Below are 22,541 nucleotides of genomic sequence, written 5' to 3'. Positions count from 1 at the left end.
TTCTATTTCAGGCAATCAGCCCGGGGAAAAACTCATCAGCCGAAGCCTGGGCCCAGTGGTTGCTGTAGCCAACCATATCATCGCGATTCAACAGGCATCCTGTTTCCAGAACCGGGTATATGGTTGCGTAAGAAGCTTCTGTCTGATCGGCGAGACGTCGGAAGATATGCCTCGCATTCAACTGTTCCGGGCTTTCCAGCCCCATTGCTCCAACAATATCGAGAAAACTGGCCACCGTCACATGGTGATAATTTGCTACCCGGATCTGTTTTTCAGCGATGTTGACGGCACTGCCTCTGACCGGGTCCTGAGTGGTCACTCCGGTCGGGCATTGATTGGTGTTGCACTTCAATGCCTGAATACATCCCACAGCAAACATCATGGCTCTGGCTGAGTTACACAGGTCAGCACCCAAAGCAATCTTTGTCACCATATCAAAACCCGAGGCTACCTTGCCGCTGGCAATGATCTTTACTTTCTCTCTCAGACCTGCACCCGTCAGGCAGTTGTTCACAAAGACCAGGGCTTCATTCAACGGCATTCCCAGCCGATCAGTATACTCCACCGGGGCTGCACCTGTGCCTCCCTCTGCGCCATCAACCGTAATAAAATCCGGTGCCAAACCGGTTTCCAGCATGGCTTTACAGATCCCCATAAACTCCACTTTGTTGCCCAGACAGAGCTTAAAGCCTACTGGCTTACTGGCAATACCCCTGAGATGATCAATAAATAAAATCAGCTCTTTAGGCGTTGAAAAAGCCGAATGCGCGGGAGGAGAAATGACGGCCTCTCCCTCAGGAACACCTCTGGCTTCAGCAATTTCTTTTGAGACTTTAACGGCGGGTAGCACGCCACCATGGGACGGTTTGGCTCCCTGGGATAATTTGACCTCAACCATCTTCACGGCTTCATGCTTTACTTTTTCAGCAAAACCTTTTTCGTCGAAGCCACCTTCTTGTGTACGACAACCAAAGTAACCTGTGCCGATCTGCCAGACCAGATCCCCTCCTTCTGCCAGATGGTGTCGGCTTAACCCGCCTTCTCCCGTATTGTGAGCAAAGTCTCCCCTGCGTGCGCCCGCATTCATTGCTCTAATGGCATTGGCACTCAGGGCGCCAAAGCTCATGCCGGAAATATTCAGCCTTGACGCCAGATAAGGTTGTGAGCAGGAATGTTCACCGATCAGTATTCTTCCATGGCTGGCATCAACCTCTTTGGGGGTCAGGGAATGATTGGCCCGATGGTAGCCGCAATCGGTCAGTTCAAACTGGGTGCCAAAAGGTTGGGTATCAGACACGCCCTTGGCTCTTGAATACACCATATTTCGGATTTCACGATTAAAAGGTTTGCCACTCTGATTTGACTCGATAAAGTATTGATGAATCTCGGGACTGATAAACTCCAGCGCATAGCGCATATGGCCAATGACAGGATAATTTTTCAAAACGTTATGATTGGTGCAGGTCAGATCAAAAATCCCGACCAGAGTGTAAGGCACCAGAAAAACAAACAGCCAAAGTATCCCGGGCCAGAAAAACGACAGAAGCAAGGTGATCAGCATTCCGCCAACGGCAACCCAGAAAAACAGTTTACGAGCCATTTCTCCACCTTTTTCAGCGAGAAAATCCAGATAGCTGGATCTGATGCTCTTGAGTCTTGATGATAAAACGGTCTTTGGCAATGCTCCTTCTTTTGTCCCCCTCCGCAAAGGCATCTAAACCTTGGGAGTTCATTTTGATTCCCTTCTGTTTTTTGCCTACAGTGGTAAGGCAAATGGAGGTATTTTATGGAAAATCTTTACGAAACCGATTACACCCAATGGCTTGGCCAGCAACGGGAACTTCTGGCCCAGGGGCAATTTGATCAGCTTGACGTCCCTAATCTTTTGGAGGCGATAGATATACAGATGGGCAATATTGCCGACGAGTTAGGTTCCCACTTGATCATATTGCTAGTGCATCTTCTCAAATACGACTATCAGAAACAGGTACTGAAAGACCCTTGGGTTAAAGATAAAGTGATCCATACCTGGATGCCAAGTATCAATAATTCAAGAACACAAATTGGACGCCACATACAGAAAAATCCCTGCCTGCAACCCAAAGTTAATGACCTGCTGGCCGAGGTTTATCCGCATGCCAAAAAAGATGCCATCAAACAAATGAACCATTACATTCGCACTGAGGCCAGTCGCCTGAACAAAGACAGCTTCCCCGAACAATGCCCATGGACTTTCGAGCAAATCACCGATGACGACTGGCTGCCGGGAGATTAACCCTTCTGGCGTTTTTCCATCGAATAATACTTCAGACTTCGAGATTGAAAGTAACCGGCCCATCATTCAACAAAGAGACTTTCATGTCGGCACCAAAACGACCCGTTGCGACATCGTGATGAAGAGTTTGGGCACGCTCGACAAAATAATCATACAGCTGTTCACCATGTTCAGGAGAAGCCCCGGAACTGAAGCTGGGACGGAGTCCTTTGCGTGTGTCGGCGACAAGCGTGAACTGTGAGACCACCAGCAACCCACCTCCAGTGTCTTTCAAACCCAGATTCATTTTTCCATCCTGATCACTGAAAACCCTGTATTTGAGCACTTTATCCAGTAACTTATCCGCTTTTGCCTGATCATCGTCCTTTTCTATGCCCAGCAATAGCAAAAGACCTTCTGCAATCTGGCCTACGGTTTCACCGTTCACTTTTACATTGGCAAACTGAACTCGCTGGATTAATCCACGCATGGGTTATCCTACTCCGGAAGTCTGTATAAAAGGTCGCCCAGGCTAGGAGCCTGACCGAGAATAGCGCCCGTAGCGAGGACGGCAGAAAATTGAGGATGAAAATTCGGTTTTGTGAGGAGAATAGCGAGCTATTTGACGAACAAAAGCGGATTTTCAGACCAATTTGCTGCCGCCGCAGTAGGGCAGTCTATTCTCGGTCAGGCTCCTAGTGCCAGGGCTGGGAAGAAAATCACTGGAACCCATGTGAAATTAACCGAATTTTTCCGCCAACTTATCGGTGGCAATCACCAGTGCATCGACAATACCTGGCTCGGAGGACGAATGACCTGCCTCCCTGATCACCTGAAGCTCTGCTTCTGTCCAGTGATCAGCTAACACCTGAGCGTTATCCAAAGGGCAGATCATATCGTATCGACCATGGACAATAATGCCCGGAATCTGGTCAATGTATTTCATGTCACGAATAATCTGATGAGGTTCAATAAAGCTGTCATTCATGAAGTAATGAGCTTCAAGCCGGGATATGGCTTTTGCGTTATGTGGTTCGCTGCAAAATTCTTCAGCATCAGGACAGGGCTTCAATGTGCTGATTCTCCCTTCCCATAATGCCCAGTGCTTGGCGGCATTCATCTGTGCCAGCTCATCATCACCGGTCAAGCGATTGTAATAAGCTTCCAGCATATTAGCTCGCTCACTTTCAGGAATAATTTCTTCAAAGTGCTTCCAGTGATCCGGAAACACTCTGCCGGCCCCCTGCTTAGTGTAGAGCCAGTCAAAGTCCTTCTGTCGGGACAGAAAAATCCCCCTGAGCACCATGGCCATAACCCTTTTAGGGTGAGCCTGAGCGTATAGCAGAGACAGGGTAGAGCCCCAGGAGCCGCCAAAAAGAAGCCATTTTTCGATACCCAAATGCTTCCGAATCTGCTCCATATCAGCAATCAGATTCTGGGTGGTATTCCCTTCCAGCTCAGCATGGGGCAGCGACCGACCACAGCCTCGCTGATCAAAAAGGATGATCCTATATTTCTCGGGATCAAAGAATCGCCGCGATTTTTCTGAAGTACCCACCCCGGGCCCGCCGTGGACAAACAACACAGGAATACCATCTGGACTCCCGCACTCTTCCACATAAAGTTGATGAACGGTATCTACAGCCAGTTTAAAAACAGAGTATGGCTTTATAGCCGGGTAAAGCGTGCGCATTTTCCTTCCTTCAGAAGTCACTGAATCAAGCGAAGTCAGTCAGCTGAGCAAACAGAGCATCTGATCCACCTCTTGTCTCAGGGAGACAGTCTAAAGCTTAAATCAGAAAGGCTCCCAGCACTCTACAATACTCTTAAAAACCAAGGTTTTCCAAGCATTGTCATGGCTTCTGAGGAACTTTTACGCCTCTTGGCTATCTAAGTTTCATAGCTGATATGAAAGGCAGGGAGTGCCTATGTATAACGTTGAAACAGCGAGCAGTAGTCGATGAACAACCCATTTTTTCACAGGTCCATTGATCCGTTGATCATAGCTTTGGCGTTCTCCACAGCCATAGGCTTTTGCCATGCTGCAGTGGTGGACCCCTTCCCGGTGGATGATTCTGAGGAGCTGAACAGTTACCTCTCAGGCCACAATTATCAGATGCCTGAAAGGTGTAACAAAAACGCAGATCAGGGAAGTTGCTGGGCCCGCTCCATCATGAGCCTTCTCAGTGAACAGGAACTCAGCCAAATCTACAGGCAATCGGCAGATTACCTTAACTACCCGGAGGATCAGCCAATCAATGCGGCTGCCCTGCATCTCTATCTTGAAAGTCAAAGCGCAGTCATACCCGAAGGAGCGACACCGGGTGTGCCTATCAACCATTTGAACACTCAACTGGCCATTCTTCTTAAGAAGAGAATACTGACAATAACGCCGTTAGCAGATGGAACCATTGCTACTCAATTCTTCTCAGGCTTTGAAGATGGCAGCTATGAAGTTGAGGAAAACATCATTTCATTGTCAGAAGAGCCTGAAACTCTTTTCTCAGCCTTAATCACAGCAGATATAAGCCTTTTCCTGAACCCCGGCGTTAATGACACTCCTGGTCATGTGCAGCCCATTGTCTTCAATCTGCAACCCCATCAGACACCCGGGGCAGCTCTTGCTGAAGACTCGCTGAATGCAATGATCAACCGACCTGCCAGAACACTTGAGATCTTCGCTGGTAGCAGCGGTGATATACCACCTTACTTTTTCTCTGCGCTCCAATTTGGCGTCAGAAATGTCCGCCACCAACCCAGTCTGGAGGAGATGGAGCGCGAAATAAAAGAGGCCAGAAAAAGAAAATTCGCCAGAGAAAAAATGAAACAAGATGTCGAGCATTACAGAAACGAAGCCGCAAGCGAATATCGAAAAGGAGCCATGACTCGTTTTTGTGCAAGCTGTGCAAAAGGTGCCTTCAAACTGGGTATTCTTGGTGCTGCCTCTGCAGTCATTTACCAGAAATGGGAAACCATTAACGCTTATTCACAAGACTTCTGGAAAGAAGTTATTGCTCCTAACCTGCCAATGATGGCCCGTCTCGATGGCACAGGGGTGATAGGAAACTCTAAAGATCTGCCTGAGGAACTGGTTGGCTACGTTGATACAATTCCGGAGAAAAGTCGTGAAGCCTGGAAATATCTCACTTTCAAAGTGGACAGCTACCTGAGATCACGTTGGTCTGACTCTCGCTGGACTCATTCTCATTGGTACAACGAGGTCCTGGACCAACCCACCCAGGGCTTTGCAAATCAGGTGCTAACCGCTGTCAATGCTATACGCTCTAAACCGCAGGTCTGTGGCAATACCGTCATGCGTGCAGTCGGACGTTTGCGCTGGAACTACTCTCTTGAAGCAGCGGCCTTCAAGCACGCAACGGATATGGCCAATAAAAATTTTATGAGCCATGTAGGTTCAGGTGGCAGTGAAATCAATCAACGAATTGAAGCACAGGGTTATCGCTGGTCAGCTCTTGCCGAAAACGTTGCCGTAGGCCAACACAACCTGGACGCTGTGTTAAAAACCTGGATGAACAGTCCGGGGCATTGTAAAAATATCATGTCGCCTGATGTCACCGAGATGGGAGTCAGCTTTGTAGAGAATCCCTCCGGCCGATCCAGAAAATACTGGGCCCAGGTTTTTGCTTCACCAAAATACTGACCGGGGCGCTGCCCCCGGTCAGAACAGCCACTCAATTATTTACTGCGGCTGGCGCGCTTGCGCTCATGCTCCTTCAGGAATTTCTTGCGCAGACGGATATTGTCAGGTGTAACTTCCACCAGCTCGTCATCGTCGATAAATTCCAGGGCCTGTTCCAGGCTATGTCGGATAGGCGGTGTCAGTTGAATGTTTTCGTCAGAGCCGGAAGCACGAACGTTCGTCAGCTGTTTACCCTTGGTCGGGTTAACCACCAGGTCATTGTCACGATTATGCAGACCAATGATCTGACCTTCATAAACGTCAACGTTCGGGTTCAGGAACAAACGACCACGATCCTGTAAGTTCCAGAGCGCATAGCCCAGCACCTTACCATTCACCATAGAAACCAGAACACCGTTCTTGCGGTGAGTCACTTCGCCATCTTTCACGTCACCGTAGTGATCAAAGACATTGGTCAGAATACCGCTACCAGAAGTCATGGTCAGAAACTGGGAACGAAAACCGATCAGACCACGGGCAGGCATGATGAACTCCAGGCGAATACGGCCCTTGCCGTCTGGTACCATGTTGGTCAGTTCTGCCTTACGGTGTCCCATCTCTTCCATCAGAGAGCCCTGATGTTCTTCCTCAACATCCACAACAACCTGTTCGTAAGGCTCCTGCAAAACGCCGTCAATCTCCTTGATGACAACCTCTGGACGGGAAACCCCCAGCTCAAAACCTTCACGGCGCATGGTTTCGATCAGAACCGACAGATGCAGTTCACCACGACCAGACACCTTGAACTTGTCAGCATCATCACCCTGCTCAACACGCAGCGCTACGTTATGCAGCAGTTCGCGATCCAGACGCTCTTTGATATTACGGGAGGTCACATACTTGCCATCCTGACCTGCAAAAGGAGAATCATTGACCTGGAAGGTCATGCTCACGGTTGGCTCATCCACCGTCAGTGCTGGCAGCGCTTCAACGTGATTTGGATCACACAGGGTGTCTGATATGTTCAGCTTGTCGATACCCGTTACACAAACGATATCGCCAGCACGAGCCTCTTCCACGTCTACACGTTCCAGACCCAGGTGCCCCATAACCTTGAGGATCTTGGCATTGCGCTCATTGCCATCGGCACCAATCAAGCGAATCGGAGTTGAGGGCTTGAGAACACCACGGGTGATACGACCAATACCGATAACTCCCAGAAAGCTGCTGTAGTCCAGGGCAGATATCTGCATCTGGAAAGGCGCATCGACATCCACCTTGGGAGAAGGGACATTATTGACGATCATTTCAAACAGTGGCGTCATATCTTGTGCCATGTTTTCAGGATCATCACCGGCAATACCATTCAGTGCAGAAGCGTAAATAACCGGAAAATCCAGCTGCTCTTCGGTAGCACCGAGACGATCAAACAGATCAAAGACTTCATCCATGACCCAGTCCGGACGAGCACCAGGACGGTCAATCTTGTTGATAACAACGATAGGGCGCAGACCCTGCTCAAAAGCTTTCTGGGTGACAAAGCGGGTCTGAGGCATAGGACCGTCAACCGCATCCACCAGCAGCAGAACCGAATCCACCATGGACATAACACGTTCCACCTCACCACCGAAGTCGGCGTGTCCGGGTGTGTCCACAATATTAATGTGGTAGTCCTGCCAGTTGATGGCGGTGTTCTTGGCCAGGATGGTAATGCCCCGCTCCTTCTCCTGGTCATTGGAATCCATGATCCGTTCGGCACCCTGATCTTTTCGACCCAGAGTTCCGGACTGCTGAAGCAGCTTGTCAACCAGGGTGGTTTTACCATGGTCAACGTGTGCGATGATGGCAATATTGCGTAACTTTTCTATCACTGTCTTTCTCTCTTAAAATCTTTCAGGTGTGCTGCATTACAGCTTCGACCTTGTCCACATCCAAATCCGCCAGCCTGGCGTAGGTGGAACAAAATGTCTGGTCCTTAATCAGATACTGAACATCCTGCTCATAACGAGCCAGATGATGTAAATTCCTCAGCCTTAACGCTTCTTTCAGAGGACTCCGGCTAAAGCGCATATCGGCAATGTCTATCAGCCCAAGAGCACCGTCGGGCAACTTGAGAATATTACCCATGTGCAGGGAGCGAAAATAGACGCCCTGTTTATGCAGCTGCGCAATATATCGGGCTAACTGCTCGGCCAGAACTCGGGTTCCATCTTCATCCAGAGCAGGGAAAACCTGCCTGAGGGTCCGACCCGGCAATGGCCGATAATGGACAGCTGTTTTTTTATATCTTCCAAGACGGTAGCAGCTAATAATATCAACCGTTTGAATGCCACGGGTCACGAGTTCCGAGGCATTTCTGGCGAACCGGACAGAATATGGCTTAAACCACGCCGAGCTGATAGTGCTTTTAACCCGAAACAGTTTCAGAAAAGTCTTATCTTTCAGTTTCAGAACCTTGTCGCCAAAATGGTCCTGCTCTATCACCTCAGCCCCTTCGATCAGGGCCTGATAAGCCGTGGAAGATAATCGCTGCATACCACTCATGTCTGTTGAGTACTCATTATTTCCACAATAAAAAAAGCCGCCAATCATACCCTAGCACGAAACATTCATAAAGCCGCTTTGATCCGGGTAAAGGAGGGCAACGCAAGGTAGAGCTTTACCAAGAACGTCATTTTACGGTAAAAATCATGGTTTTAGAGGCTCTATCCATTGAGCCCACAGCCAGATTCATCCAGAATAGGCCCCTCATTTTTAACTGATTACAGTGGCCATGTCGGAACACGCCAAGTCGGGAAGCCTGCAGATTTACCTGCGCCTTCTCAGCTATGTAAAGCCCTACTCGGGCTTTTTTGCCCTCAGTATACTGGGCTATGTCATGTTTGCGCTCAGCCAGCCAGCTTTTGCCCGTTTGCTGGAATATTTTGTTGAAGCGCTCGAAGGCAGCTTTGCCACTATTGACAGAGACCTTGGGAGTTTTCTTCCTGCTTCTATCATGACTTCGGTGGCCCTGATTCCTATCGTCATGTTGTCTATTGCCATATTCAGGGGGATTGGTTCCTTTCTGGGTAACTACTTCCTGGCCAAGGTGTCCTTATCGGTTGTGCACGACCTGCGCTGCCTGATGTTTAACCGAATGATTCAGTTGCCCAATAACTACTTTGACAACAACAACTCCGGGCACCTGATTGCCAGAATCACCTACAACGTGGGTATGGTGACCTCGGCAGCAACCGATGCCGTCAAGGTTATTGTGCGGGAAGGCCTGACCGTTGTTTTCCTGTTCGGGTATCTGATCCTGACCAACTGGAAGCTTACCCTGGTATTCATCGGCGTTGCTCCCATCATTGCCCTGGTGGTCAGTGCCGCCAGCAAACGTTTCCGTAAGCTGAGTTCGAAGATTCAGACATCCATGGGGGATCTGACCCACGTCAGTTCGGAATCGATCAATGGTTATCGGGTAGTCAGAGGCTTTGGTGGTGAGAGTTATGAAACCAGCCGCTTTTTTGATGCCAGTGATCGCAATACCCGTCAGGGGCTGAAAATGGTCAAGGCTTCCGCTGTCCATACGCCCACCCTGCAATTCCTGGTTAATACAGCCCTCGCTATTCTGTTCTTCCTGGTGCTGTGGCTAAAAGGAGATGCAACCACCGCTTCTCTGGTGAGTTTTGTCACGGCTGCGGCACTGCTGCCAAAGCCTATTCGTCAGCTGAGCGAAGTGAACGCCAACATACAAAAAGGTATTGCCGCAGCAGAGAGCATTTTTGAAATGGCTGACCAGCCTTCCGAACCTGATAACGGCACCTTTGAAAAGGAAACAGTTGCAGGCAAGCTGGAGTTTCGAAACTTGTTTTTCACATATCAGAATACTGACAAACCCGCCCTGAACAATATTAACTTCACTGTTAATCCGGGTGAGACTATTGCTCTGGTGGGCCGCTCGGGATCGGGAAAAACAACACTGGCCAACCTGGTTCCCCGTTTCTACACCTACGGACAGGGTCAAATTCTTCTGGATGATACGCCCATTGATGATTACAGCCTGAAGAACCTTCGCAGTCATATCGCTCTGGTAGATCAGAATGTCACTCTGTTTAATGATACAGTGGCTCGCAACATTGCCTATGGAGACCTGCGCGACAAAGATGATTCTGACATTCACCTGGCTGCTGAAGCCGCCCATGCCAATGAATTCATCAAGAATATGGCTCAGGGCATGAACACGCTGGTTGGTGAAGATGGCGTGCTGCTCTCGGGTGGCCAGCGGCAGCGTTTGGCCATAGCCAGGGCTATTCTGAAGGACGCTCCCATTCTGATTCTTGATGAAGCCACTTCGGCCCTGGATACCGAATCCGAGCGTCATATCCAGGCGGCCCTGGATGAAGTCATGAAGAATCGAACAACGCTGGTCATTGCTCACCGACTTTCCACCATCGAGAATGCTGACCGTATCATTGTGGTGGATAAAGGCGAAATTGTAGAGAGCGGCACTCATTCCGAACTACTGGCCAGAGAAGGTCATTATGCCAAACTGCATCAGATGCAGTTCCAGGAAGAGCAGGAAGAAGTCGTAGAGGTGATACCTTTGGCTTCTTCGCAGCCATTACAACATTGAACGCTTTAAAAAAGCTGAGGTTTTACCATGATTACCCATCAAGACGATTTCGTGGTAAACCTACCGGAAACTGGGCCAACTTACTTGGCAGGCCTCCCAAGATACCGAAGCGGAAGACACTGAATGAAACTGACTCTGCCACGATTTAATGAAGCCAGGGTTCTGGTGATCGGCGATGTCATGCTGGATCGATACTGGCACGGCGGCACCTCCAGAATCTCCCCTGAAGCACCAGTACCTGTTGTTCGCGTCACCAATATAGAAGATCGCCCCGGCGGCGCTGGCAACGTAGCCCTTAACATTGCCTCTCTGGGCGCCCCGACCTGGCTGATAGCTGCTACCGGAGATGATGAAGCAGCCGACTCCCTGCAGACCCGTCTTGAAGCGGCCGGAGTCTATTGCGATTTTGCCCGGCTGAAAGATATGCCTACCATCACCAAACTCAGGGTCATCAGCCAGCATCAGCAACTCATTCGCCTGGATCAGGAAGAACCTTTCTCCGTTCTCAGCAGCGATATTCTCGAAGAAAAAGCAGCCAATTTGCTGAATAACATAGGGGCTGTCATTCTTTCTGATTACAACAAGGGTACCCTGCAGAACCACCAGCAGCTGATCAAACTGGCGCGTACAAAAGGCGTTCCGGTCCTTGTTGACCCAAAAGGTACAAACTTTGAGCGTTACCGTGGTGCTACGATCATTACTCCGAACCTGCAAGAATTTGAAGCCGTTGTCGGCCGCTGCGCAGATGAGCAGGAGCTGATCACCAAAGGTCACCAGTTACTGGACGAGCTGGAGCTTGACGCCATGCTGATCACTCGCAGTGAGCACGGCATGACCCTGATTCGCAGAGACGAAAAGGAACTGCACCTGCCAGCCAGAGCCCGTGAAGTCTTTGATGTGACCGGCGCCGGAGACACCGTAATTTCCACTCTGGCCACTGCACTTGCAGCGGGGGCTGAACTGCCCAAAGCAGCCGCTCTGGCCAATATTGCAGCCGGTATTGTGGTTGCCAAGCTGGGGACTGCAACGGTCAGCATGCCAGAGCTGCGCCGTGAGGTGAACAGAGAACTGGGCGCAGAGCGTGGCGTTGTGACCCCGGATCAGCTCAAGATTGCACTGGAAGACTCCCGGGCCCATGGCGAAAAGATCGTCTTCACCAACGGCTGCTTCGACATTGTTCATGCCGGCCACGTGGGTTATCTGGAGCAAGCCCGAAAGCAGGGTGACAGGCTGGTACTGGCTATCAACAGCGATGCTTCTGTAAAAAGATTGAAAGGTGAAGGCCGCCCCATTAACTCGGAAGATCGCAGAATGGCGGTACTGGCAGGCCTTGAAGCTGTGGACTGGGTCGTATGCTTCGAAGAAGATACACCTGAAAACCTGCTCAGAATGGTTAAACCTGACGTTCTGGTAAAAGGCGGTGACTACACCATTGATGAAGTGGTCGGTGCTCCTATCGTCTACGAATACGGCGGCGAGGTGAAGGTTCTGGCGTTCCTGGATAACTGTTCGACAACAGCCATTGTTGAAAAGATCAGGAAGGACAAATCTAAAGAGTCTGCTTGATACTTTTATCACTTGATACTTTTATCATAAAACAACAGTATTGCCGCCAACTTTTCGACAGTTAGCGGCTATCTTCTTCAAAACCCAAGGCTAGCCACTCTCCAGAACTTCGCCCTCTATAATAAGTTGAAAGCACTCAAAGATTCAGGGATAGAGTAATGGGTATTATCAACGGCGGCGAAAAGATTTCTATCAGCCCGACATGGTCTGAACATGCTCAACAGAAAGTTGATAAACCCAGGGGACGCCATAAAGGCTCTTCAGTATATTCCATCGAAAATACCGTCCCTCAAAACGGGAAAGGCAAGAAACTACCGATAAAAAGCCTCTTCTCCCGCTGTGTCAGCAATTCTGATAAAGCCGCAGCGAAAGAAAAGAAAGCCACTGAGAAGAAAGCCGTCAAAGCGTTTATGGTGGCAATGGATGATGTCAAAAAAGCAGTAAACAACAAAAATGGCAGTTCTGAGTCTGTTCAGAAAGTGATTGACAAGCACGCCAAAAACAAGGGTGAATTGGAAGACCTGTTGGCTAACCTGACCAGAAAATCCGGACAAGCAGCCTTGCAACCTCATGTTCAAAAAGCATTCAAGGAGGCCGGTCTTTCTATGATGCTGTCGAAAGCAAGAGATAACGCTCAGCCACTAAAAAATACCACAGATCATGGTCAGTCTTTCAGAGATGCACTGGATAAGTGCATGGCACCGTTAAGGGCTGAGCGGCAAGAACTGAATTACTCCACTTATCCTGACTCTATTCGAGATCAGCTTAAATCTTATCCCGCACTGACTGAATGCCTGGTGGAAGAACTACCCAACTCAAAAGGATATTCTTCTCCCAACAATCGATATTCTGCTATTCAGGCCCAGACTATTCTGACCTGCCAATGCTTTGAACAGGCTCACCAAATTAAGCAAAATCTGAACAGAACTATGAAGAGTCAACAATTATCCCCTGAAACAAAAAGCAAGATCGCGAGTGCTTTAAATGAGGTTCAGGGAATTTTAGAAGCTACGCAAAAAGACCTCAAAAGCCTGCACCGTAACTACGCCATGAAAGGAGAGGGTCATTTCCTGAACACTGAATACCGAGAGAGTATCAAGGAAAGAATTCATTCAGACCCTGTTAGCAAAGATTCATTCAGTAGCAAGCAAACTTCCAGCAAGCGCCAACCGGTCAGTCAATCTATACCGGCTCAGGAAAACAGGGTTCAACCTGAAGCCAAAGCAGCTCCTAAGCCACCTGGAAGAGCAGCACCCGCCATTCCTTTCGATGCTTCTCTTGCAGCCCTGAAAAAAGAGAGGCCAGAGCTGTCACGTGAAGCAGGCCTACTAGGTGATTATCTGAAGGAACTGCAGACTTTCTGCAATTCACGAGAGTTAGTTAACCTTATGGGTAAAGATTTTTCAGCTTACAGAGACGCAGGCTGGAGCTTTGACCAGTACGCATCCCTGTGTCAGCATGCAGCTGGATTCATTGCAGAAAACCGGTCACTGACACCTGCTGAAGCGATGAATGCGGCCTATGAAAACATCACAACCCCGCGCCAATAAAAACCTTTTTTCTCTAACCTGGCCGCCAGAGAATCAGCTCTCAAGAAGTCTGATGACTCTGGCGCACGACTCTGCATTACTCTTGAGGTGTAACGGATTAATAGTGCCAATCACTGCCGCCGAGGTCGCAGGATGTGAGAAAACCAACTCCATGCTTTTCTCCACCGGATCTTCACCTTCCAGACAAACATGCCCACTGGCCAGAGCTTTCTTGATCAGAATGCCCTTATCGTTCCGGAGAGCGTAATCAAGTACCGGTTTCTCAGCCTGCTCCTTCAAGTTATAAGTCACCATGGCGATATCCGACTTTTCCAGCGCCATAATGCCGCCTTCAACAGTTTTGGTAGACATGCCTGACGCCAGAATCTTGCCCTCTTTTTTTAACGCTTTCAGTACTTCCAGACAGCCATATTGCTGAATAATATTGACGTCATCACCATTGGAATGGACCAGCACCATTTCAATCCAATCAGTATTCAGCCGTTTCAGACTTCTCTCGATGCTGAAGCGAATATGTTCCGGTGTGAAATCAAAACGAGACTCACCGTTCTCAAACTCTTCTCCCACTTTACTGCAGATAACCCAGTTGTCTCTCTGACCTTTTAACAAAGACCCCAATCTTTCTTCACTGGTGCCGTAGGCTGGTGCTGTGTCCAGCAGATTAATACCCAGGGTTTGTGCCAGTTTCAGAAGCTCTCTGGCCTCGCTATCATCCGGAATCCTGAATCCGGATGGGTATTTTACGCCCTGATCCCTGCCCAGCTTTACGGTTCCGAAACCGATGGGAGAAACCCGGATATCGGTACCTGCAATGGTTCTTGTCTCAAGTCGGTAATCAGTCATGATCGACAAATGCCCCGCTCCAGAAGGGTTGGCAGATTTCAGGATGCTGAACATCCTCTGGCAAAGCAAAGCCTTCATTGCCAGAAGGCGAGAGTTGCTGCCTGTTCAGCACTTTAATGACCTCATCAGAAAGGTTGGGTGCCAGCGCCAGCTTGGTCGGCCAGGAAACAATGCCGTTTTCTATCTCATGAATGAATGCGGCATCCGGTCTCAGCAGTCTGCTCTGTCTGGGTTCGGCCCGGTTTACAAACATCGTCGCCCATTGGGCATCGTCCAGATTAACCCATGGCAATAATGCAGTCAGCTCACGCCGGGCCACCCGGATCTGTTGTTCCCGTGTGCGTTCCATCCCGTCTTCCGCAATTTCGCCCCCCAGATACCAGACCCAGCTGCCTTCACCATCCGGATGGCTGGTGACTGTTATTCTTGGAACGGGTTTAGTACCCAGACAATGCGCGAAGAGCGGCTCAGGATGACGATGCCGAACCATAACCATATGAAGCGGCCTTCTCTGCATCTCTGGCCGGGAGAGTCCCCAGAGTTTTATCAGGTCCTCTGTGCCTTCGCCCGCCGTGGTAACAAACTTGCTGGCCCTGATTTGCAGGGTTTTGCCTCCAAAGGTATGCTCGATGAAATCTATTTTTTTGCCTTCAGTGACAATACGGGTGTTTTCAGACCAGTCCACCTTGAGAATCCGATCTTCCAGACCTTTCACCAATGCATCGATGACCGTCCGGATATCCAGCACGATCTCATTGAGCTGATAGACTTTGCCCAGAAACGCTTCATGACGAAAAATATCAGGAAAATCCTCCGGTTTCTTCAACTGCTCCACCCGACCGCGCAAAGCCTTGCTGGCGAAAAACGTAGTAAGCCTGGAACCCACATCACCGGGAGACCATAGATACTGGAACTCAGAGAGTATAACGGCTCCCGACAGATCAACCTCACCTTCCCCCCTGAGAGCCTTGCGCCAGCGGTCTGGCATGCCGACAATACACTCTGCCGCCTTGGTCAGAGTGCCGGTCAAAGTGTACTTGGTCCCGCCATGAACGATCCCCTGGGATTTGATCGTCTGACCACCGCCGAGGGTAGCATTCTCCAGAAGAAGGGCTTTATAGCCTTGCTGATTGAAGGTATTGAACAGCCAGAGACCGGCAATGCCTCCGCCAATTACAACAACATCTGTTTCTATGGTCTGAGTCATATAAAGTGGATCAGAGAGTAAGACAGGGAAAATACAAAACCGGCAGTATACGCCTCATACCCGTCCGAGACCAACATCGCCTTCAGCCTCTGGATGCCAGACGTTCGCATTTGGTAGATTTACTCTCTCCGACGACTAACGCTTGATAACCCAATCCTATGTTAGAATCGGCTGCAGACTTTGAGAATATGACGATAATATGAACCATCCCTGTGAGTGCTTCCCTCTGGGTGACTCAGCTCTAATGCTGTGTTTTGGTGACCGGATCAGTCCCAAAATAAACCTGATCGTTCACACGGCGGCAAAACAAGTTCTCGAAGCGGCATCCCCTGAAATAATTGAGATAGTTCCGGCTTACACAACTTTGACCGTCTATTACGATCCCTGCCAGATTCAATCAGCAACACCTTATGAAGCTTTGAAAGAAAAAATACTCAACCTCCTGCAAACACTCAAGGTGGGTCAGACAAACGTTGGCAATCTTGTTGAAATACCAGTCTGCTACGAAAGCAGCTTTGCTCCGGACCTGGATCGTGTAGCCAAACACTGTCGCTTAAAAACTGAAAAAGTGATTGATCTTCACACTTCAGCGACTTACGACGTTTACTTTCTTGGCTTTGCTCCGGGTTTTCCCTTTCTGGGTGGAATGAATAAAAGACTATCGATACACAGACTTGAAAACCCACGTCTGTCGATACCGGCTGGCTCCGTTGGCATTGCCGGTGAGCAGACAGGTATCTACCCTCTTTCCACTCCCGGAGGCTGGCAGCTGATAGGCCACACCCCTGTTTCTCTGGTGGACTTCAGTAACGACCACCCCACCCTGCTCAAGCCCGGCGACAGAGTAAAATTCACCGCTATTTCCTCCAGAGAGCATCAGGAAATGGAGGCGCAAAGGTGAGCCTGACCGTCAAACAACCCGGAATGCTGACCAGCCTCCAGGATCTGGGCAGGTATGGCCTCCGGAACCTGGGCCTATCAACCTGTGGCGCTATGGACTCCCTGGCAGCCAGAGTCGCTAATCTGATACTGGGTAACCCTGAGAATGCCCCACTGCTGGAATTCACTTTGACAGGACCCACTCTGGAATTTCATAAGTCCACTGTAATCTGTCTTAGTGGAGGAAGTGCCGATGCCACCGTGGATACCCATCCCATCGCCAGCAACTTCGTAACCGCCGTTAAAGCAGGGCAAACACTGAAAATTGCCAGTCTCAGAACAGGCTGCCGGGGCTATCTGGCGATTAAAAACGGCTTTCAGGCTCGGGAAGTGTTGGGAAGTTGCAGTACTTATCTGAGAGCTGGTATCGGTGGCCTTGGCGGCCGGGCACTGAAAGAGAACGACCGGCTTGGCTTTAACAGCTGGGCAGCAAAGAAAAATTTCAAACCTGATATTGCTGTGGGCCACAGGTTTACACAGTATCTTGAGGATCAGAAACATGTTCAGCCTGTTCGTTATATCCGGGGTCCACAAACGTCATGGTTCTCCGGCCCAGGCTTGAATGTTTTCCAGAACCAGAGCTACTCTGTCCGCCCGGATTCTGACCGGATGGGTTATCGTCTCTGTGGTCAAAAGATCAAAAGCAGCTATCCCGGAAATCTGATCACAGAGGGGACAGCCATGGGTTCCATTCAGATCCCTCCGGATGGTCAACCCATTATTCTGATGAGTGATTGTCAGCCCACTGGCGGATATCCCAAAATCGGGAACATCATCTCTGCGGACTTGCCCAGAGTCGCCCAGCTGAAGCCATCGGACACACTGACCTTTCAGGAAGTCACTGTGGAAGAAGCACAACGGGAACTGGTAAAACAGAGAATCGGCCTGAACCGTCTGGCCATAGCGGCTGAATATTATTGGAACCGAAACCAAAATGATTACTGATAAAGCTCTGACACTGGATCTGAACTGCGACATGGGTGAAAGCTTTGGCCAGTACAGGCTGGGAAACGATACTGGAATCATGCCGTATATCAGTTCTGCCAACATTGCCTGCGGCTTTCATGGGGGTGATCCGAATATCATGGCCAACACGGTAAAACTGGCTTTGGAACACAGTGTTGCCGTCGGTGCTCATCCCGGTTTACCAGACCTTCAGGGCTTTGGTCGCAGAAACATGCACATCAGCCCCGAAGATGCCTATAACCTGACACTTTACCAGACAGGCGCATTAAGCGCTTTTGTGACGGCACAAGGCGGTCAACTTCACCATGTCAAACCTCACGGAGCTCTGTACAATATGGCCGCCCGTAACCCGGACCTTGCCAAAGCCATAGCCGAAGCGGTTTATCAATTTAATCAGGAACTGATTCTCTATGGGTTAGCCGGTAGTTGCCTTATATCTCAGGCTGAAGCCATTGGCCTGAAGACCGCCAGCGAAGTCTTTGCCGACCGCAGCTACCAGATTACTGGCCAGCTAACCCCCAGAGATCAGGACGGCGCAATGATTGAAGACCAGCAAAAGTCCCTCGACCAGATCAGAGACATGGTATTACACAAACAAGTGACGTCAGTGGATGGCCGGACAATTGCTATCCAGGCCGAGACCCTGTGCATACATGGCGATGGTCCCCGGGCTCTGGACTTTGTCCGTGGCTGTGAACGATTTCTCCGGGCACAGGGCATCACCATTCAAACGATTCAGGCGCAGTAATGAATATTTCTCCCCAGGCTTCATTGCCCTCTTCAAGATCTCTTTTTGCCACTTCCTGGAGTGGCGGCAAGGATGGTTGCTTTGCTCGATGGATTTCCAGTCAGAGTGGCGCCAAACCCGCCTGTCTGCTCACTATGCTCAGAGAAGGTGAACAGAGAACCAGTGCCCATGGACTGCACCAGGAGGTTCTTCAGACTCAGGCTGATTGTCTGGGAACCCCAATCATTTTTGGCTCTGCCGGGTTTGGAGGTTATGAACAGGGATTAAAAAAGGCACTGGCAACCGCTATCAGTGAGTATTCTGCCAGTCACCTTGCTTTTGGTGATATCGACCTGGATGCCCACAAGGATTGGTACGATCGTATTCTCAAAGATACTTCTATCCAGACCTGTTACCCACTCTGGCACTACAGCCGCAAACAGCTTCTGAAAGATATGTTCTCGGTGGGCCAGGAGGCCCTGATTGTCAGCATCAAGAATGAATCACTGGATCAAAGTTTTCTCGGACGAATACTGACACCCTCACTGGCCGATGAGATAGAAGCCAGAGGCATCTGCCCCACTGGAGAAGAAGGCGACTTTCACACACTGGTGATCAATGGTCCTGACTTTAAAGAACCCTTGTCCGTTAAAAAAGCAGATATCTGGCAGGATGACTGGGGCCACTCTGTGCTTGAGCTCTTAACTGCCTGAGGTTCAGGAGAACGCTTTCTGGCCCTCTCCAACAACGCTCTTTTATGCCGTGGAAACGTCCGGGTCAGGCACAGGTATCTCTTCGTAAGCAACCCTGTTAAATGCCCTGGAGCGTAAAATGCTGGCCATTTTGTCCAGGGCTGGATCGGGGTAACTGTCCTGAAGACGCTCCACAACGTGCATAAGTACAATGCCTGATATGGAATCAAGCTTTGGCTCTGAAGATTCAAGGGCTGCCAGGACATTAATGCGCATCATTGCCATCAGTGCACGGGCAGGGCCAGCAGCCTGACCGACCGCCAGGTTGAGTTCGTCAATCATAATGCTAGTAAGCGGTCTGGCGAGGGTCGGACTACCGGAAGCCAGCTCGGGGGAATCGTAAGGCAGCAGGGTTGACGGACCAGAATCCATAGGGGTAATCAAGTCAACCACATAAACCCAGTCTTTCTTTGTATAGCCTTCTTTTAAACGAAGAATGAGGTTGCAAAAAAAACATTTTTTTCCGTAGTAAAGTTCCTCACCAACTTTGGTCTTAAGCAGCACACATTTCTCAGGCAAGTAACCACCTGCCCGGGCAGCTTCCTCCAGCCGGTTATAGAGTCTCCCTATGATCTCACTGAATTGCTCTTTGTTAAGTACTAAAAGATCTGTATCCCTTGGCGTGACTGAGCGCTCAATAATTTCCCGGGATATTTCGCCCGGTAACAGATCGCTACCGGTTGCCCGTTTTAATGCCTGGCTCCCCCAGCGTGACTGAACCTGCGTCTGATAGGCACGGCTTCCCAGATATACCACAGGCTTATTGTTATGATTCAGCGCCTGTACTTCGCTGGCTATTTGCTCATGAAAATAAGCTCTTGTCTCGAGAGTCTCCCGAGTATCTACCCTAAAAAATGTATTCACGACAAAATTTGCCAGAGTATCAGGCTTTTTGCTGGCTTGTTTGTTAAATCGGCCATTTTTAAAATGAACTGGATTCGGTTCATTATTGCCAGTGATTTTCACTAGTGATAGCTCTTTGGAATTATCCAGATCTTTTACGCAACCTGCTATGAAAGCAATATTTTTGTTAATTTTCTTCCTGCAACTGACTGTAGCCTGCTCAAGGTTGGCAATAGTGGGAAATTCACTTTTGAGAATATCGATACGTTTACTGCTAACGGTAACAAGCCCCGTATTCAAATGCTGAAGTTGTCGTAAGCCATGGTATAAAGTAGCTTTGATTGACTCGAACAGGACAATCTTCAGACATTTGTCTTGCCCAGTAATAACTTGCTCTCTGATTTTGTTCAATTGCCTGAAAGCATCTCTGAAACAGGTTTGGATGTTTTGATTGATCTTGTCAAATTGATCAATTTTCTCTTTAATCCCGGAAGCATTTGCTTTGATTTTTTCTTTCCATTTCTCTTTGGTCTCCTTAAGCGAGGACGACGGATCACTTGTTTGAATGCTTGTAATGCAGCCCTCCAGATCACTGAAAATTGAAGCGCATTCACAAATATGCTCAATGAGCATTGCACAGTAATAACTGCAGTGGGAGAACGTCAGGAGCAATTCACTGTGTGGTGATTGGGCAATGTTTGCAAAAATATTGATTAGCCATTCACAGGATTTCCTGTCTAGTTCTGTGATGTTAATGCCTGGATTATAGATATCGCACTCTTTGTTTATGAGCTTTAAAATATCATTATTCTGGATCAGAGTCTCTGCCAACAGGGATTTCAGGGATTCAGGAAGCTGTTGCGGATTGTCATTTGTTATCCCATCCGTGGCGGTACCTTGCACGATAACTTTTTTGACCTCATTAAAGCTATTTCTGATAGCCACCTCGTGATTGTTGGTCAGAGTCTGTATTCTTAGCTTGGCGAGTGATAATCGATGATGGTATTTACAGGATTCCACGGCTTCATTGGTCAATAAGCCAAGCTCCTGCAACTGGGTTGCCCATGGGCTCAGAACATTAAATATGTGTTGCAGCTCTTCTGTCTTCTTTATCTTTATTAATGGTGACTGGTTCTCAGTGACACTCTCCTTGTGAGCAAGCAGGGTACTCAGGTAGATAGAAGAAGCTTCAATCCCAAGTTCGAAATAACGGTTCAGGGGATAGCATCGGGTTTGTGAATATTCATTAAGACCATCATGCCAGCTTTCAATGTTGATTCCTTTCGTATTGTCTTTTTTAAGCCCTTGAATAACTTTTTCCAGTGAATAGTCGTTATGGAAAACGATTCGACTGGTTGTTTCACAAACCTTATTAATAACATCCCATCGTTCTGACATTAACGCTGCATGGAATAGCTCTGCACAGAATAAATGCTGAGCAATCATCTTTTTGTCAACGCAGACGGGTTGGAATTCCTGATCGTACCCTTCATTCCTGTATCGATCAATTGAACTGAAAAGACATCCAGAGGCGATTTTCACGATATCTTGAGAATCTTTCTTGCTCTGGATTTCCAATGTTGCCGAAGCAACGGTAGTGAGCAGATTGCTTATCCCTTCACTGAGTCTGCGAGACTCAGATGCCACAGAGTTAGATCGTTTCCGGGGGGGCGCATGCAAAATTGAGTGGTGCTTCCTGATTTTTGGTTCAACTGGCGCTCGAAGAGCAATATTTCTTCTGAAATCAGCATGTCTTATCATGCTCTCCACAAAACTATAGATACAGGACAAATGGCATACAATAGACTCACTCAGAAAGCTGATTGATTGCTGGCCCGGGGAAGTATCCTTGGGGGACCATAGACATAGCATTTTCCCGAGAACACGATAGTTCTGGACCAGCTGCCGTGTTACGTTACTCATGTCATCGCTCAAAAACAGCTGTTTGGACAATAGGACATATTGGCTTTTGTCAGCCAATTTTATTGTGTTGAACCAATCAACAATTTTGTATGAACTCTCCTTGAGTACCTGATATTTATTAGCGAGACGCTTGAGCAAAGCCAGTCTATTGTAGATTAAGCTATGGAACTGCAGAGCATCTGTATCAAGAAATTTTCTATCAAAAAACTCTTGATCAAGTTTCATTTGAAATTTGAGTAATTCCTGCCTGAAGTTTTGGACATCCTCTATCGTAATTTCTTCAGAAGGTGAGGACGGTGCTTTGTGAAAGCAAGGAAGAGTATCCAGAATGATGTCATCAGGCAGAGGCCCCAGGAGAACTTCGAGGGGAGAGAGGCAGGCTGATGACTGCTCCGGCTGGCCTTGGTCAATAGCTGATGTCAAATCAGGTGTATGGTACTTTTGTTCTACTGATCTGATCGCAGCCTGTCTTTCAGATAGTGGAAAACCACTGGGTTTGCAGTATGCCGGATCATTGCTTTGATCACTGCTCTGGAGTTGAGACTCTGGATTTATTGCAGTCGTTGAGCCTATGTCCTCCAGTCCTTCTGAGCAGCGCTGAGTGTTGCATTCTTCAGGGTCAGGCTGCGGGTAAAAAGGCGGAGCAGAAGTGTTTTCGATATTTTGCATAATAGATACTTAAACCAAACAATCATTAATTAAATAACCGCATGTAA

17 protein-coding genes are annotated in these 22,541 nt (G+C 48.8%); 9 read left to right on the top strand and 8 right to left on the bottom strand.

Going from position 1 to position 22,541, the window contains the following annotated elements; translation table 11 throughout:
* Positions 1–7 precede the first annotated feature (7 nt).
* A complete protein-coding gene (locus ACOJUN_RS14745; protein WP_422132700.1) occupies positions 8–1,600 on the bottom strand; it encodes an FMN-binding glutamate synthase family protein in 1,593 nt (530 codons plus the stop codon).
* A gap of 186 nt (positions 1,601–1,786) precedes the next feature.
* Between ACOJUN_RS14745 and ACOJUN_RS14740 the strand changes: the two genes are divergently transcribed.
* Entirely contained in the window at positions 1,787–2,275 is a 489-nt protein-coding gene (locus ACOJUN_RS14740; protein WP_422132699.1) for a DUF29 domain-containing protein, read from the top strand.
* Positions 2,276–2,306: 31 nt separating this feature from the next.
* Here the strand turns inward: ACOJUN_RS14740 and dtd are convergent, their stop codons facing one another.
* Both dtd and pip read right to left on the bottom strand, forming a co-directional pair.
* Positions 2,307–2,744 (bottom strand): D-aminoacyl-tRNA deacylase, encoded by a 438-nt coding sequence (gene dtd / locus ACOJUN_RS14735; RefSeq protein ID WP_422132698.1) that lies wholly within the window; start codon positions 2,742–2,744, stop codon positions 2,307–2,309.
* A gap of 249 nt (positions 2,745–2,993) precedes the next feature.
* A complete protein-coding gene (pip, locus tag ACOJUN_RS14730) occupies positions 2,994–3,947 on the bottom strand; it encodes a prolyl aminopeptidase (protein ID WP_422132697.1) in 954 nt (317 codons plus the stop codon).
* Between the two features lie 267 nt (positions 3,948–4,214).
* Between pip and ACOJUN_RS14725 the strand changes: the two genes are divergently transcribed.
* A complete protein-coding gene (locus ACOJUN_RS14725; RefSeq protein ID WP_422132696.1) occupies positions 4,215–5,915 on the top strand; it encodes a CAP domain-containing protein in 1,701 nt (566 codons plus the stop codon).
* 35 nt (positions 5,916–5,950) lie between these two features.
* On the opposite strand, the gene typA is transcribed toward ACOJUN_RS14725, so the two are convergent.
* Together typA and ACOJUN_RS14715 are read right to left on the bottom strand one after the other, a co-directional pair.
* The gene (gene typA, locus ACOJUN_RS14720; RefSeq protein ID WP_422132695.1) at positions 5,951–7,765 is read right to left on the bottom strand and encodes a translational GTPase TypA; all 1,815 of its coding nucleotides are present in this window, start codon (positions 7,763–7,765) and stop codon (positions 5,951–5,953) included.
* Between the two features lie 22 nt (positions 7,766–7,787).
* Positions 7,788–8,438, bottom strand: a complete 651-nt coding sequence (locus ACOJUN_RS14715) for a hypothetical protein (protein WP_422132694.1) — start codon at positions 8,436–8,438, stop codon at positions 7,788–7,790.
* A 229-nt stretch (positions 8,439–8,667) separates the two neighbouring features.
* On the opposite strand from ACOJUN_RS14715, the gene msbA reads away from it, so the two are divergent.
* The 3 genes from msbA (at position 8,668) to ACOJUN_RS14700 (ending at position 13,625) form a co-directional block, all read left to right on the top strand.
* Positions 8,668–10,509 carry a lipid A export permease/ATP-binding protein MsbA gene (gene msbA, locus ACOJUN_RS14710; protein ID WP_422132693.1) on the top strand — a complete coding sequence of 614 codons (1,842 nt, stop codon included), beginning with the start codon at positions 8,668–8,670 and terminating at the stop codon, positions 10,507–10,509.
* Positions 10,510–10,632: 123 nt separating this feature from the next.
* Positions 10,633–12,075, top strand: coding sequence for a bifunctional D-glycero-beta-D-manno-heptose-7-phosphate kinase/D-glycero-beta-D-manno-heptose 1-phosphate adenylyltransferase HldE (gene hldE, locus ACOJUN_RS14705; protein WP_422132692.1), 1,443 nt, complete (start codon positions 10,633–10,635; stop codon positions 12,073–12,075).
* Positions 12,076–12,233: 158 nt separating this feature from the next.
* On the top strand, positions 12,234–13,625 hold the full coding sequence (locus ACOJUN_RS14700) for a hypothetical protein (protein ID WP_422132691.1): 1,392 nt from the start codon (positions 12,234–12,236) through the stop codon (positions 13,623–13,625).
* A 33-nt stretch (positions 13,626–13,658) separates the two neighbouring features.
* Here the strand turns inward: ACOJUN_RS14700 and ACOJUN_RS14695 are convergent, their stop codons facing one another.
* Entirely contained in the window at positions 13,659–14,468 is an 810-nt protein-coding gene (locus ACOJUN_RS14695; protein ID WP_422132690.1) for an aldo/keto reductase, read from the bottom strand.
* Positions 14,461–15,675: an FAD-dependent oxidoreductase gene (locus ACOJUN_RS14690; protein ID WP_422132689.1), complete on the bottom strand. Its 1,215-nt coding sequence runs from the start codon at positions 15,673–15,675 to the stop codon at positions 14,461–14,463. The genes ACOJUN_RS14695 and ACOJUN_RS14690 overlap by 8 nt, the downstream gene beginning before the upstream one ends.
* 199 nt (positions 15,676–15,874) lie before the next feature.
* On the opposite strand from ACOJUN_RS14690, the gene pxpB reads away from it, so the two are divergent.
* From pxpB to ACOJUN_RS14670, 4 genes are read left to right on the top strand one after another with little or no spacing between them, the layout of a single operon-like run.
* Complete coding sequence (gene pxpB, locus ACOJUN_RS14685) at positions 15,875–16,576, top strand: 5-oxoprolinase subunit PxpB (RefSeq protein WP_422132688.1); 702 nt, start codon at positions 15,875–15,877, stop codon at positions 16,574–16,576.
* The gene (locus tag ACOJUN_RS14680; protein ID WP_422132687.1) at positions 16,573–17,559 is read left to right on the top strand and encodes a biotin-dependent carboxyltransferase family protein; all 987 of its coding nucleotides are present in this window, start codon (positions 16,573–16,575) and stop codon (positions 17,557–17,559) included. Before pxpB ends, ACOJUN_RS14680 begins: the two co-directional genes overlap by 4 nt.
* Entirely contained in the window at positions 17,549–18,328 is a 780-nt protein-coding gene (locus tag ACOJUN_RS14675; protein ID WP_422132686.1) for a LamB/YcsF family protein, read from the top strand. Before ACOJUN_RS14680 ends, ACOJUN_RS14675 begins: the two co-directional genes overlap by 11 nt.
* A complete protein-coding gene (locus tag ACOJUN_RS14670; RefSeq protein WP_422132685.1) occupies positions 18,328–19,020 on the top strand; it encodes a hypothetical protein in 693 nt (230 codons plus the stop codon). The genes ACOJUN_RS14675 and ACOJUN_RS14670 overlap by 1 nt, the downstream gene beginning before the upstream one ends.
* A 42-nt stretch (positions 19,021–19,062) precedes the next feature.
* On the opposite strand, the gene ACOJUN_RS14665 is transcribed toward ACOJUN_RS14670, so the two are convergent.
* The gene (locus ACOJUN_RS14665; protein ID WP_422132684.1) at positions 19,063–22,494 is read right to left on the bottom strand and encodes a hypothetical protein; all 3,432 of its coding nucleotides are present in this window, start codon (positions 22,492–22,494) and stop codon (positions 19,063–19,065) included.
* Between the last annotated feature and the right edge of the window lie 47 nt (positions 22,495–22,541).

This window comes from Endozoicomonas sp. ALD040 (genome assembly GCF_049275945.1).
GTDB lineage: Bacteria > Pseudomonadota > Gammaproteobacteria > Pseudomonadales > Endozoicomonadaceae > Endozoicomonas_A.
This window is presented reverse-complemented; position numbering and strand designations above follow the sequence as displayed.

Coding starts and splice junctions, on each gene's coding strand:
- ACOJUN_RS14745 (WP_422132700.1), bottom strand. CDS start 1,600: ATGGCTCGTAAACTGTTTTTCTGGGTTGCCGTTGGCGGAATGCTGATC.
- ACOJUN_RS14740 (WP_422132699.1), top strand. CDS start 1,787: ATGGAAAATCTTTACGAAACCGATTACACCCAATGGCTTGGCCAGCAA.
- dtd (WP_422132698.1), bottom strand. CDS start 2,744: ATGCGTGGATTAATCCAGCGAGTTCAGTTTGCCAATGTAAAAGTGAAC.
- pip (WP_422132697.1), bottom strand. CDS start 3,947: ATGCGCACGCTTTACCCGGCTATAAAGCCATACTCTGTTTTTAAACTG.
- ACOJUN_RS14725 (WP_422132696.1), top strand. CDS start 4,215: ATGAACAACCCATTTTTTCACAGGTCCATTGATCCGTTGATCATAGCT.
- ACOJUN_RS14715 (WP_422132694.1), bottom strand. CDS start 8,438: ATGAGTGGTATGCAGCGATTATCTTCCACGGCTTATCAGGCCCTGATC.
- msbA (WP_422132693.1), top strand. CDS start 8,668: ATGTCGGAACACGCCAAGTCGGGAAGCCTGCAGATTTACCTGCGCCTT.
- hldE (WP_422132692.1), top strand. CDS start 10,633: ATGAAACTGACTCTGCCACGATTTAATGAAGCCAGGGTTCTGGTGATC.
- ACOJUN_RS14700 (WP_422132691.1), top strand. CDS start 12,234: ATGGGTATTATCAACGGCGGCGAAAAGATTTCTATCAGCCCGACATGG.
- ACOJUN_RS14695 (WP_422132690.1), bottom strand. CDS start 14,468: ATGACTGATTACCGACTTGAGACAAGAACCATTGCAGGTACCGATATC.
- ACOJUN_RS14690 (WP_422132689.1), bottom strand. CDS start 15,675: ATGACTCAGACCATAGAAACAGATGTTGTTGTAATTGGCGGAGGCATT.
- pxpB (WP_422132688.1), top strand. CDS start 15,875: ATGAACCATCCCTGTGAGTGCTTCCCTCTGGGTGACTCAGCTCTAATG.
- ACOJUN_RS14675 (WP_422132686.1), top strand. CDS start 17,549: ATGATTACTGATAAAGCTCTGACACTGGATCTGAACTGCGACATGGGT.
- ACOJUN_RS14670 (WP_422132685.1), top strand. CDS start 18,328: ATGAATATTTCTCCCCAGGCTTCATTGCCCTCTTCAAGATCTCTTTTT.
- ACOJUN_RS14665 (WP_422132684.1), bottom strand. CDS start 22,494: ATGCAAAATATCGAAAACACTTCTGCTCCGCCTTTTTACCCGCAGCCT.